This is a genomic window from Limnospira sp. (genome assembly GCF_051859755.1).
Taxonomy (GTDB): Bacteria; Cyanobacteriota; Cyanobacteriia; order Cyanobacteriales; family Microcoleaceae; genus Limnospira; species Limnospira fusiformis.
Genome location: NZ_JBIMLI010000078.1, coordinates 1 through 11,916 on the forward strand (window position 1 = coordinate 1; position 11,916 = coordinate 11,916).

At 46.3% G+C, this 11,916-nt stretch carries 18 protein-coding genes; 3 read left to right on the plus strand and 15 right to left on the minus strand.

Annotated features, from left to right (window positions below; genetic code table 11):
• Positions 1 to 78: 78 nt before the first annotated feature.
• Positions 79 to 348 carry a WD40 repeat domain-containing protein gene (locus ACTIE0_RS14295; protein WP_006621159.1) on the minus strand — a complete coding sequence of 90 codons (270 nt, stop codon included), beginning with the start codon at positions 346 to 348 and terminating at the stop codon, positions 79 to 81.
• Positions 349 to 437: 89 nt separating this feature from the next.
• Between ACTIE0_RS14295 and ACTIE0_RS14300 the strand changes: the two genes are divergently transcribed.
• Positions 438 to 785: a hypothetical protein gene (locus ACTIE0_RS14300; protein ID WP_006621157.1), complete on the plus strand. Its 348-nt coding sequence runs from the start codon at positions 438 to 440 to the stop codon at positions 783 to 785.
• On the opposite strand, the gene ACTIE0_RS14305 is transcribed toward ACTIE0_RS14300, so the two are convergent.
• From ACTIE0_RS14305 to ACTIE0_RS14370, 14 genes are all read right to left on the minus strand, one after another.
• Entirely contained in the window at positions 755 to 1,045 is a 291-nt protein-coding gene (locus ACTIE0_RS14305) for a type II toxin-antitoxin system RelE/ParE family toxin (protein ID WP_006621156.1), read from the minus strand. The two genes, ACTIE0_RS14300 and ACTIE0_RS14305, sit on opposite strands and share 31 nt — an antisense overlap.
• Positions 1,045 to 1,296 carry a ribbon-helix-helix domain-containing protein gene (locus ACTIE0_RS14310; protein ID WP_006621155.1) on the minus strand — a complete coding sequence of 84 codons (252 nt, stop codon included), beginning with the start codon at positions 1,294 to 1,296 and terminating at the stop codon, positions 1,045 to 1,047. Before ACTIE0_RS14310 ends, ACTIE0_RS14305 begins: the two co-directional genes overlap by 1 nt.
• Positions 1,297 to 1,550: 254 nt before the next feature.
• Positions 1,551 to 1,817, minus strand: a complete 267-nt coding sequence (locus ACTIE0_RS14315) for a WD40 repeat domain-containing protein (protein WP_006621153.1) — start codon at positions 1,815 to 1,817, stop codon at positions 1,551 to 1,553.
• A gap of 109 nt (positions 1,818 to 1,926) precedes the next feature.
• Positions 1,927 to 2,112, minus strand: a complete 186-nt coding sequence (locus ACTIE0_RS14320) for a type II toxin-antitoxin system HicB family antitoxin (protein ID WP_368663451.1) — start codon at positions 2,110 to 2,112, stop codon at positions 1,927 to 1,929.
• A gap of 90 nt (positions 2,113 to 2,202) precedes the next feature.
• Positions 2,203 to 2,385, minus strand: coding sequence for a hypothetical protein (locus tag ACTIE0_RS14325; RefSeq protein WP_315645050.1), 183 nt, complete (start codon positions 2,383 to 2,385; stop codon positions 2,203 to 2,205).
• Positions 2,386 to 2,573: 188 nt separating this feature from the next.
• Positions 2,574 to 2,993, minus strand: coding sequence for a pepsin/retropepsin-like aspartic protease family protein (locus ACTIE0_RS14330; protein ID WP_006621139.1), 420 nt, complete (start codon positions 2,991 to 2,993; stop codon positions 2,574 to 2,576).
• 193 nt (positions 2,994 to 3,186) lie between these two features.
• Positions 3,187 to 3,531: a PIN domain-containing protein gene (locus tag ACTIE0_RS14335; protein WP_039933410.1), complete on the minus strand. Its 345-nt coding sequence runs from the start codon at positions 3,529 to 3,531 to the stop codon at positions 3,187 to 3,189.
• On the minus strand, positions 3,519 to 3,800 hold the full coding sequence (locus tag ACTIE0_RS14340) for a hypothetical protein (protein ID WP_006621136.1): 282 nt from the start codon (positions 3,798 to 3,800) through the stop codon (positions 3,519 to 3,521). The genes ACTIE0_RS14335 and ACTIE0_RS14340 overlap by 13 nt, the downstream gene beginning before the upstream one ends.
• Before the next feature lie 57 nt (positions 3,801 to 3,857).
• On the minus strand, positions 3,858 to 4,121 hold the full coding sequence (locus ACTIE0_RS14345; protein ID WP_006669895.1) for an AbrB/MazE/SpoVT family DNA-binding domain-containing protein: 264 nt from the start codon (positions 4,119 to 4,121) through the stop codon (positions 3,858 to 3,860).
• A 59-nt stretch (positions 4,122 to 4,180) separates the two neighbouring features.
• Positions 4,181 to 4,756, minus strand: coding sequence for a WD40 repeat domain-containing protein (locus ACTIE0_RS14350; RefSeq protein WP_006669894.1), 576 nt, complete (start codon positions 4,754 to 4,756; stop codon positions 4,181 to 4,183).
• 19 nt (positions 4,757 to 4,775) lie between these two features.
• Positions 4,776 to 5,591, minus strand: a complete 816-nt coding sequence (locus tag ACTIE0_RS14355; protein ID WP_006621133.1) for a DNA-methyltransferase — start codon at positions 5,589 to 5,591, stop codon at positions 4,776 to 4,778.
• Between the two features lie 12 nt (positions 5,592 to 5,603).
• Positions 5,604 to 6,518, minus strand: coding sequence for a HindIII family type II restriction endonuclease (locus ACTIE0_RS14360; protein ID WP_006621132.1), 915 nt, complete (start codon positions 6,516 to 6,518; stop codon positions 5,604 to 5,606).
• Between the two features lie 55 nt (positions 6,519 to 6,573).
• Positions 6,574 to 8,727 (minus strand): NB-ARC domain-containing protein, encoded by a 2,154-nt coding sequence (locus ACTIE0_RS14365; protein WP_439516924.1) that lies wholly within the window; start codon positions 8,725 to 8,727, stop codon positions 6,574 to 6,576.
• A gap of 99 nt (positions 8,728 to 8,826) precedes the next feature.
• Positions 8,827 to 9,228 carry a fasciclin domain-containing protein gene (locus ACTIE0_RS14370; RefSeq protein WP_006621124.1) on the minus strand — a complete coding sequence of 134 codons (402 nt, stop codon included), beginning with the start codon at positions 9,226 to 9,228 and terminating at the stop codon, positions 8,827 to 8,829.
• A 198-nt stretch (positions 9,229 to 9,426) separates the two neighbouring features.
• Between ACTIE0_RS14370 and ACTIE0_RS14375 the strand changes: the two genes are divergently transcribed.
• Together ACTIE0_RS14375 and ACTIE0_RS14380 are read left to right on the plus strand one after the other, a co-directional pair.
• Positions 9,427 to 10,212: an MlaE family lipid ABC transporter permease subunit gene (locus ACTIE0_RS14375; protein WP_006669885.1), complete on the plus strand. Its 786-nt coding sequence runs from the start codon at positions 9,427 to 9,429 to the stop codon at positions 10,210 to 10,212.
• 199 nt (positions 10,213 to 10,411) lie between these two features.
• Positions 10,412 to 10,555, plus strand: coding sequence for a helix-turn-helix domain-containing protein (locus ACTIE0_RS14380; protein ID WP_081587645.1), 144 nt, complete (start codon positions 10,412 to 10,414; stop codon positions 10,553 to 10,555).
• Positions 10,556 to 11,916 lie beyond the last annotated feature (1,361 nt).

The window sequence follows — 11,916 nt, forward strand, 5'->3', positions numbered from 1 at the left end:
AGACTTTGGCAATTTCCATGAGTGAATCAGTTGATATATTTCGGTAATTCTAACAAAATTAGATAGTCCACAGTGATATTAACCCCTCAACCCCTCCAACCGCAGCAAATACACCCGCCCCGACCCATCCCCCGCCACCACCGTCACCCCATCCGGTGCGATCGCACAGGACTTCATCGCACCACTTTCCCCGATAAAGGTGGCTAACACTTCCCCCGTCTCCAAATCCAAGAGTTTCAGGGTGTTATCCCAGGATGCCGAGACCGCTAGGAACCCGTCGGGGGCGATCGCTACTGCTTCTACCCCGTTACTATGTCCTCCCATGACTTCCCGTGGTGCGATCGCCATTTCACCCGGTGCGATCGCCCTTGATGCAGAGTTGCTAGAATTGAGTAGCTACCATCAACCATCAAATCTCTCAATTATCGCTAACCCTAATGACCTTCCAACAATTGCCAAAACAAGTCTTAGATTTACCTCCAGGCGATCGCTGGGTATTGCTCAAACTCTTGGTAGAATCTTTACAGCCAACTCCGCCGCCTTTTCCACAAGCAACACCCACAGTAGAAAGCACCTCTGGAAACGAGGATAATTCCCTGGCGCAATACTATGGCTGTATTGACGATGAAACCTTTATCCGCCATCCCCAACCCCAACAGGGCGATCGCCAACCGACCACCACAGCCCAGAACCCGGGTGGCTGGGAGTTGCCGGTTTTTCTCCAAGCTAATCGGAGAAACCCGGTTGTAGATTTTCAGATATTCAATGATTCTAGGTCTCGATAACCATTAATGATGCGAACAATATCGATACCGTCAGGTCGAGGGAAGTAAAATATGATGTGATTTTCCACAATCAAACCTCGGAGATTTGTCTTGATGTGACTGTAGTTTTTGCCCATATTGGGAAATTGAGCAAACTGACGGCATTTATCCCGGACTTTTTCAAAAAATCTAATAGCTAAGTCTGGGTTTATTTCCGATAGGGATACAGAAATGGTCTCCAAGTCAGCTAGAGCAGCATCAGAGAATGAATAAGTCCCCATTAGGAATCCTCTATCTGTTGCTGTAAACCGTTGAGCAGACGACTAAACACCAGTTCTCCATCGGTAACTTTTCCTTGTTGAATTTGGCTTGACCCGATTTCGATTTGCTGGCGGAGTTCGGCTAAATATTGTTCTCGTTTCTCTAGGAGTTCTAAGGCGGCTAATATCACTTCATCAGCGGAACGGTATTGTCCCTGATTGAGGGTATGGGCAATGCGTTGTTCAGTTTCTGGCGTAAGGGATAAACTCATGGTGGCTCACTTCAATACAGATTAATTGAGAAATCAGGTTATGGAATTGATGGGTTTGGGGGCGAAAAATTTTTCGCCCCTACTGGGTGATAATTTTTCTTGTCCTTTGTTTAAGGTGATTGGCATCCTGTTTTCCAGAGGTTTCTTTTTGCCATTATAGCGGTCGGGTTGGTGATTCGGATGCAGGGAAAGAAACCCGGTGGCTGCCCTAACCTTTGCCGCCTCACCCCAATCGGGTTAAGCAACCCCATTTCTCAACCCCTCAACCCCTCCAACCGCAGAAAATACACGCGCCCCCCTTCATCCCCCGCCACCACCGTCACCCCATCCGGTGCAATGGCGCAGGAACTCATCTCCGCTTCTCCAAGAAACATAGCTACTTCTGTACCTGTCTCTAAGTTCCATACTTTTAAAGTGTTATCCCATGAACTGGAAATAGCAAATTTACCGTCCAGGGCGATCGCTACTGCTTCTACCCCGTTATTCTGTCCTCCCATCGCTTCCCGTAGTGCGATCGCCATTTCACCCGGTGCGATCGCCCTTGATGCAGATTTGCTAGAATTGAGGAGCTACCATCAACCCTCAAATCTCTCAATTATCCCTAACCCTAATGGACTTCATAAAGACAATTCAATCAGTTTTTTCTGGGGTGATTTCTGGTTCTTTGCTGGCAACTTCGAGCCCACCCTGAACAGCATCTGCGAGCATAACTAACAATTCTTCCTCACTGGATGCCCAGGTGTGGCAACCGGGAAGGGCGGGGACTGAACCGCACCAAACATCTTTTTCGTGCCAAATGATTGCTTTAATTTTCATGGTTTGTCTCTAATGGCTATTTGAAACTCGCTTTCTCAACCTTCAGCGATTAAAATGCTCAGGGCGCGTTCTCTGGCTTCCTCTTCTGTACTACAAATTCCCCCGGCTAGGATGCGATGAGCGTAAATTACGGATATCGGGTCGGGATAAAATCTGATAGGCTTGGCGTTCAGCATGGCGCTGTTCTAATGCCGTTGTTAGGGTCATCACATCTTGATGAACATCATCGGCGGATAGTAACTCGGCATTGGGTTCGGGAACTTGTTGAGTCATAGTTTACCTTCCGTAAGTTTCTGCAAGGGTCTCAATTAATTGATTGCTGTAACAGGTACTTTGTTGCTGGCATATTTTGAGTTTTTGCCTATCAAGCAATCTATTTTGCCACAAATTTTGCTTGTTGTTTTTCGGAATAGGTTAAGTCGGCAACTACCACAAATCCCTCACGAATAAGTTGATTGATTTCATCTATCCTTCGGGCAAACTTCAAAAGCCGACTCGTGTCGATAAAAACATACGTTGAACTCGGCAAAGAAGTTCATTTGTCCAAGAATAACGGGTATATCTCTCGATTCAGTCCAAGCAAATGCAAGTAGCACGGGAGGAAACTGAGCGATCGCACCAGATACAACCAAACCTCGTGAATCGCTCCGACCCAAATTACCGCTTAAGGGGATTGAAACCGTCTGATTTTCCCAGATTGCTCCTAGTTGTAAACCGATTTCGTAGGGCAAAACATTGACACTTGCGCCTGTATCTAGCAACGCAGTCACGTCCACAGAGCGATCGCCTAACGTGAGCGTCAAGGGTAAATAGGGCATGATGGCAGATCGCCCAAAACTATCAATGCGTTCAGTGAATGAATATCGTTGTCCATCAAGCATTAGATGCTACCTTCCTTTGCAGCCACCAGAAGATCCGACAAAGCCTGAACAGATGCGCTATCTGTTTGCGGCGACCATACCACTGCCTCAGTCGATGCAAGCTGCTGGAGCAACTCATTCGCTGAGTCAACTTCTCCGGTTAGTTCTAGGCTACACCCTTCCTCCTTAGCGACTGCCAAGAGGAGAAAGTGGATCAGTCGAAGTTTATCTTGATGAGATAACTGATTAACGGTAGGTAACAGTTCGCTGAGTAACATAGAGTCCTCTCCAGAAAATGTGCTTCTCCATTATAGGGTTGACTCTCTTTCCCTGAAATGACTTTAAATCGGCTGTTGTCGAGGGAACGCAAAAATTGAACTACGGTAGGAATTCCCGCATCTCGCCCCAATAAATAAGCAATTTCGGTTAGTGCAGGTTGGGGAAGGGCAATGGTTGGGTGCTGTTGATAAATTGTGGCAACAGCAACGTGCTGGCGATCTTTGCGATTGAGCAAGGCAACTACAAATCCAGTATCAGCGATCGCCCCTATTTTTTCCATGATAAACCCGAAGCGGATTGAATTTCTGCGGTGAGGATGGCTTCTGCTTCGGTAGAAAGTTCGGCACTACCGTCATAGAGACCTGTGAGAAAGGGGTCGGGGGGAGTGGGGGATGGGGAAAGGGGGTTAGGGGTTAAATTTGCTTGTAGATACTGAGCGATCGCCTCATCGAGGAGAGTTTCTAAACTTTTCTGTTCTTGGATGGCGACCTGTACCAGTTGGGTCAAGGTTTGGGGGTCTGGTTTCCAGTTTAGGGTTATGTCTAGCATAGTTTGATGTTTTGAATAGCATTTTACAAGGCTAGAAGCCGAACTACAATATTGGTATCAACTGCAATCATGCCATTGCTCCTGAATGCCTTGGCTAATAGCAGATTCCATATCCTCTAAGGTTTTGGGTGAACCGTTATACTTCAAACACCCCGCTACTTCATTTAAAGTAGTAGGAGGAAAAGGCGGTTTGGGCTGAATTAAAATCCCGTTTCCTGTATCGGTCAAGATGATTTCTGTCCCCACCTCCAAGCTATAGAGTTTCCGCATTTCTGGTGGAATGATAATCTGTCCTGTTTCGGAGACTTTGGCAATTTCCATGAGTGAATCAGTTGATATATTTCGGTAATTCTAACAAAATTAGATAGTCCACAGTGATATTAACCGCTCAACCCCTCCAACCGCAGAAAATACATCCGACCCCCACTATCCCCCGCCACCACCGTCACCCCATCCGGTGCAACGGCACAGGAAAGCATATCAGCATCCCCGGTAAAGGTGGCTAACACTTCCCCCGTCTCCAAATCCCACAGTTTCAGGGTTTTATCATCCGATGCAGAGACGGCTCGTTTCCCGTCGGGGGCGATCGCTACTGCATTTACCGACCAACTATGCCCTCTGAGGGTGGCCAGTTCCGTCGCCCTCTCCAAATCCCACAGTTTCAGGGTTTTATCCATGGATGCCGAGACCGCTCGGAACCCGTCGGGGGCGATCGCTACTGCATTTACCGACCAACTATGCCCTCTGAGGGTAGCCAGTTCCCTCCCCCTCTCCAAATCCCACAGTTTCAGGGTGTTATCCGAAGATGCCGAGACCGCTCGTTTCCCGTCGGGGGCGATCGCTACTGCATTTACCCCGCGACTATGCCCGGTGAGGGTAGCCAGTTCCGTCCCCGTCGCCAAATACCATAGTTTCAGGGTGGTATTCTTGGATAACGAAAAAACCGAACAATTCAATATATTTTCATGTGCTTTATTATTCTAAATCCAATATGGGTAATCTGGGCTGCGCTTCAATTTTTTGAATCCGTTTTCTTGCCAATTCACAATATTCATGACTAATTTCAATCCCGATATATTGCCTTCCAAGTTGAAATGCAGATCTACAAGTAGTCCCGCTTCCACACATTGGATCAAGCACTATTTCTCCTGGATTTGTCCAGGATTTAATATGGTCACAAGCCAGGGCACAAGGGAAGGGAGCCGGATGATCTTTTGCTTCTTGATCTTCTGATTTTTTGCCAACAACATATTCCCAAATATTACCTTTTATCTTTTGATTTTTGACCGGGTGGGCCATTTTCCCCCGCTTTTGCTTGCCTCTAGAATAATTTTTATAAGTAGTTCCATGGAGTTCAAGTCCTGCGTGTAAGCAATCAATTTTTATGGGATTATGGGTTTTGACATTTCCCTTGCTGAAAACAAACATATACTCAAAAATGTTATTATATCTTTTCCTATAAATCTGTGGTATGGGATTAGATTTTTGAAAAATCATTGTGTCATGAAGATTAAAGCCAATTTCTTCTTTAAAATAAAGAGCTTGCTTAAAACTTGTACCAGTTTCACTTCCTTTGATAGTGGCATCGCCAACTATCCAAACAACAATACCACCTGGCTTGGTCACACGATACAATTGCCGTGCTATTTCTTCAAAAGGAAAAGTATATCCTTTGTATTTTCTTAAATTATCGTAAGGAGGGGAGGTGATAGTTAAGTCAATTGAATTTTCATCAAAGGACTTCATCACTTCGATACAATTTCCTTTAATAATCTGATTAACATCAACCATGATTAATTCACCTTATTTGATTGCAAATAAATTACTATCACTAATAGACTGAATTTTGTTAATTTTACTATCTATTTTGCTAACTTTAATCAGTTCCATCACAGCTTCTTCACGGTTCATTCTCATGATTTTTTCCCGCTCAGAAGCCAAAAATCTGATTCCTTCATTTTTGGCAATCCTTGTCGATTCAGTAGCTGCTTCTTTCTCCAATTTCCAAAGCTCATCAATGATACTTGAAAAACTCAAAATTGTCTTGTTTACAGCCAACCAATAATCAACCGCACTTGTAGAAGGATTTAATGCAGGAATTGTAGTAAAAATTTGGTTGAGTAACTCCTCTGCTTTAGATTTACCTTCTCTTCTTGCATAGTTAACAAATAGGGACAAATGTGAATAAGTTACAATACAAACATTTCTACTTGATGCTTGCTCATAAATTTGACTTTTTCGAGTTGGCAATTGATAAATTGGGGCAACTACCATTGCATAGGGTTTACCTCTTTTCCAATTATCCAGTGCTTGAATTTTGAAGTCCTTTTGATTTTTAGCTGTTCTACTGAGTCTAAAGACTTTAGCGTCCGCAACGAAGCTATAGTTTTTCGCAACTGCTTCAACGTCTGCTGAATTGGACTTTTCCGTTAAAACAATACTGGTCAGCCCCATTTCGTTATATGTAAAAGATAAAAGGCTGTCCGTGTACTTTGAGTATAATTTCTCTTCACTGGAGTCATGCTTATATTCTTCGGGAATATTGCCACAAAGTCGCAAATGATCAATCAATACATCTGAGCCAAATTGTTTTATTTCTCTTTTCAATTCGTTTTCTACGCTTTCCACATTGACCCCAAATCTTCCGCTCAGATTTTTGATTTTTTGAATCCACTGTTCTCGCCTTTTTATAGCATCTTCTGAAATTACTTGAGTCATTTAAAATCACCTTAATTCTGTTGTTTGCATGATTATCTTAACATCAGTGAGAAAATCACAACAACCGCCCCAATAACTGCCCCGCCAACTGACTGCTATCCTTCTCCAACACATGAGCCGATAACCGCAACGCCCCTTCCAGCCGCTTCAGCCCACTGTCCCGACTCTCCCCAACCGTCACCGCCTCAAAATCTGCCAACAACGCCCGACTATCCGTTGCCTCTAACTTCCCTTGTAACCAATCAAAATCCCATAACAACCGCCGAAACGCTGCTATTTCCCCCGCTTCTCGGAAATGATAAAGCCCCTGCCGATACAGATAAACCTCTGCCGCCACCTCCGCCCCCGTCCAGGGAAACTGGCCGCCGCCATAACTCCGCAACCAGTCTCGATGCAACGTCGCCGGATTCTGCACCTGTTCCCGTAAATACTTCTGCGGCACGTCATGCAAGGACATCCACCGCGAGGGCGACTCCCCCGACACAAACACTAACCCCCGTTGCGCCAACTCCGTCAACCACTGCCGCAACCGATAGTCCGGCATATCCCCCCGCCGTCCCCACAACTTGACTAACGCCGCCTCCGACACTTGCACATCCGCTGCCACAATCCCTAAGTCTAAATACGCCTGTCGCAAGGGTGCGGCTAACTGCTCCACACTGGTTTTGAGGACTTTATAGATACTGCCCTCGGAAGGGTCGAGATAGTGCAAATCCGCCGTATCCAACGCCGTCAGCAAATCCGCCCAACTGTTGCCCATGCCAATTTGCGCCCCAGCCAAGGTCAAGGCTAAGGGCAAATTCCCGCAATGTTTCCGCACCGCCTCCGCTTCTGGGGGTAACATTTCCACATGGACTCTCGCCCAATTGGCTAATAATTGTCGCGCTTGGGTATCATCCAGCATCCCCAACTCATAGCCATTAGCCCCCAACCCCGCAATTAACCGGGCATCCCGCGTCGTCAGCAACAGGCGACAGTCCGGCCCCAACACCTCCACAAATCGCTCGGCTTCCCGTTGTGACCACACATCATCGAGAACCAATAAACAGCGTTTCCCCCGCAACAAATCGGAGAGATAGGCATTCCACTGGGGTTCCCCTTCCTTATAGGCACTGGTTTCCCCCAAGGCTTCGGCGATGGTTTCATACAATGCCATAGGCTTGGGGTTAGTCCCCACCGTCAGCCAGATAATCCCATCGGGAAACTCTCGCCGCACCTCGTTATCCCGTGCTAAGGCTGCCGCTAACACCGTTTTCCCTAGTCCTCCCATCCCCTGTAACCCGACTTTCTGCACCTGTCCCGTCATCACTAGGGTTTGATGGTTGGGGGTCAAAAGTCGTTCTTTTAAAGCCGCAATATCTTCAGGACGGGGGAGAAAATGAGGGGGAGGTTGGGGAACCGTATCCACAGCCCCTAAACCGTGCCAAGGGGTGGCGGGTGCGGGGGGGTTCGGGTTTTGTAATTGGGAAATGGCGGCTAATATCCGGCGCATATCCTGACGGGTGGCGAGTTGGGGTAAAACCTCCCGAATTTCGGCAATTTGTGCCAAGGTCGCCCCATGCAGGTCAAATAACATCCCCACAAAGGCTTTCCCGCCGTTGTTGGCATCGTCTTTCAGGACTTGGCGCAGGTGTTTATTGAAGTTAACGGCTAATTCCGCCGCCAAGTCGGTGATGACATCTTGATAACTCTCCGGGGTATCCCCCAAAACCCCCTTCTCGCATCCCTGTTGGAATAACCAGGTGACGACCTCCCGCCATTCCGGTTCGGGTAGAACCTGATACTCGGTAAACTGCTCCGGTGGTTGGCAGAAAATCTGATATAATTGCTGTTCTTGGAGGGTTTCAAACAGGTTCAGGGTTTGGGCTTGTTCGGCCCATTCCACCCAATAACCCTCGATATTGTCCCCAAATTTATCTAAGGACTTCCGAATATCGGGATACTTGGGGCTGATTTTTTCGGTCAAGGCTTTGGCTACCGTGCGTCCTGCGGCTTTGGCGATATCTTCATTCCGCAGAACATCGCTACTCTGGCTGCGTAATCGGTCTATTAATGTGCCTAGGTTGTTAGCAATTAAGCCATAGGTAACATTAGTCCCCAGGGCTAAAACAGGGCCGCTTAATCCTCCGGTGACAATAGCACCCAACCCCAACAAAGCGGTTCCCCCCAATAGCCGACTATTCAAACTAATAAACCTATTTAAATCCATGGTTATCCTGCCACGAATGCACTGACTACAACTGCCTTGATTGTCTACTTAAACCTGGGGGGTGGGCGGGGATTTTTCCGGTATTGATAACTGGGAATATCACCCCATTAAAATGACTGTATCAATCACATGAATCACCCCATTGTCTGCTTCAATATCGGGGTTGATAACTGTGGCATTTTTCACCTCAAATCCCTCGGTAAAATTCAGAGAAATAGGCGCACCTTCCACCGAAGTTAAATAATCCAGTTTTTCTAGGTCTGCCTTCAGGAACTTGCCAGCAGCCACATGATATGTTAAAATCCTCGCTAACTGGGGTGGGTTCTGCACTAAGGTCTGAACAGTTCCGGGGGGGAGTTTCGCAAAAGCATCATCATGGGGCGCAAAAACCGTAAAAGGACCGGGAGTTTTCAGGGTTTCCACTAATCCCGCTGCCTGTACCGCTGCCACCAAGGTGGTGAAACACCCGGCACTCACTGCTATATCTACAATATCCGCCATTTATCCTAATTTCCCCAACTCGAAAATAACAATTTCCACTTAATCCTAGACTAAATTGGAGCTAAAATTCAGCTTGGCAACCACCAACGGGGGACGGGCGGATGCGGAAATGATAGGAAGTTTGATATAATGATATCATCGGACTACGGCTACTAGCCACCAGGTATACAATTTGCTACTGCAACCATAGTCAGTTCCTTGAATCCTACTAAAACCCGTTCTAGCCTTGGTATTTGGACTCAACGCTTTATCGCCTCGCTGTTTTTGGGGGGACAGGTTCTGCTGCACATCCTACAGGGGAAAATTCACCGCCGCAATACCCTAGAACAAATGGCGATCGTTGGTCCAGAATCGTTATTTATCGCGCTGCTGACGGCTAGTTTCGTGGGTATGGTGTTCACTATTCAAGTGGCACAGGAATTTATTACCCTGGGCGCAGGTCACTTGGTGGGAGGAATTCTGGCTTTGTCTCTCAGCCGTGAACTTACCCCGGTTCTCACTTCTGTGATTATTGCGGGAAGGGTCTGTTCGGCTTTTGCGGCTGAATTGGGAACTATGCGAGTTACAGAACAAATTGATGCGCTGTATATTATGAAAACTGACCCGGTGGACTATCTGGTGATTCCCCGTGTCCTGGCTTGTTCTCTCATGCTTCCCCTACTGACCATCATTTGTCTGATTACGGGGTTAGCAGGTGGGTTACTCATAGCTACGAGTTTTTACAATATACCATCGGTGCTGTTCCTCGATTCGATTCGAGATTTAATGGGATTGTGGGATTTGATTAGCGCGGAAATTAAGTCCTTGGTCTTTGGGTGGGCGATCGCTGTGATTGGAACCAGTTGGGGTCTGACCACGACGGGAGGCGCTAAAGGAGTCGGACAATCAACTACAACTGCTGTAGTCACGTCCCTGCTGGCTATCTTTATTCTGGATTTCTTTTTGTCCTGGTTACTATTCAAAGTCGCATTTTCCCCGGTCTGAATATCGATCGCTTTAGCCAGACTCCATCAACTAGATCAGAAACTTATCGAAAATGTCGGGGAGAATGCGCTATGGTTACGAGAATTAATGCCAGACCAATATATTAACGTCAGTTCGGACGACAAAACTTAACTTAACTTTTTGAATCCAAATAGATAGGCTATGCTATGATGGGTTGGAGGAGGTACAGGTATCAGACATGGGTAATAAGGCATACCGTTTTCGGCTCTATCCGAATCCACCACAAAAAGCATTTTTCGCCCAATGTTTTGGTGATTCTCGGTTGGTCTATAACCATGTTTTGCGCTTAACTACCGATGTCAAAACCAAGGAGGCAATATGAATGGTTCCCAGAAGTTAATTTCCCACCGTTCGCGCCAACTTTAAAAGATGTATAAACGGCTGAGGTTAGATGTTTGGAAAGTATGAGTAAATTTCCCCCATTAAGGCTGACATCAACAGTCTTTTAGGGTTCCTCAAGATTTCTCAATCACTGAAAACGGCGAGCTGAATTGCGGAAAATGACCCGGATTCAAATGGTCACTCATGGAGAAATTGAAGGGTAAATCCAAAGCGTTACAGTCACTCAAACACCATCGGGTCAATAGGCGGTATGGTTACGGAATTATAAATCCCATTACAGCTTGTTCACCAGTCGCTTAATACATTACCCTCACCCTAAATCTGGCTCCCAGAGAGGAAGAGGGACTTTGACAGGTGATCAGATGATTTCTGAACAGGCTGTAGCTCCTTTAAATGGGGGGAAAATCGGCGCGGACTTTGGGTGAAAAATTTTTGCCATTACCTCCAAGCCGGAAACAGTTGATTAAGACGCTTGAGAATTAGACAAAGGAGGCTAAGTCGAAAATTCCCAGGCTGTAATAATCGCCGAAAAGGCAGGATTATGGTAGCTAAAATCAAGGAAAAAGTCGCGAATAAACGATGAGATTCCCAGCCTAAAATTAGTCGATAACTAAGGTGCAAAAACCAAGCTATTAGTGGCGAATACTTGCCAATCAAATTCCTGGTAAACAATCGCCAATTTGCCCAACAGATTAGGGTAGATGGGAACTGTTAACGCTACTGCTGTTAATTGGCTGGAGGGGTGGATGATTTCCGAATTATAAAATATGTTATAATTGTGGATATATCAAAGATGATTTAACTGCCTGAAAGAGAGAATGGACTTTTCCTGAATGCGAGACATTCCATGACGGCACTGTTAATGCTTGTCTAAACCTTTTGCCGTCGGCGGAGTTTCAAATAGGGCGGGAAGTGTCGGAATTTACGCCTAACCAGACAGTTGAAACACGCTGGTATCAAAAGCGTTAGTTCTTGGGGGTTGTTACCCCACGCTACTAGGTTGAGGGTGGGGTACTTGGCAGCCATCATCAGGCGCGTTCAGTTAAATTAGTAAAAAGGGTGTATATACTATCTATTCTGGGTGGGGTTTAGCCTAAAAACTGCCGGGCAGGAATTTCAACCCCTTGGTTGGATACAGCTTGTTCACCAGTCGCTTAATACATTGCCCTCACCCTAAATCCCTCTCCCAGAAAGGGAGAGGGACTTTGAGAGGTGATCAGATGATTTCTGAACAGGCTGTAACAGGATTCCTTCTAAATCTGGCTCCCAGAAAGGGAGAGGGACTTTGAGAGGTGATCAGATGATTTCTGAACAGGCTGTAACAGGATTCCTTCTAAATCT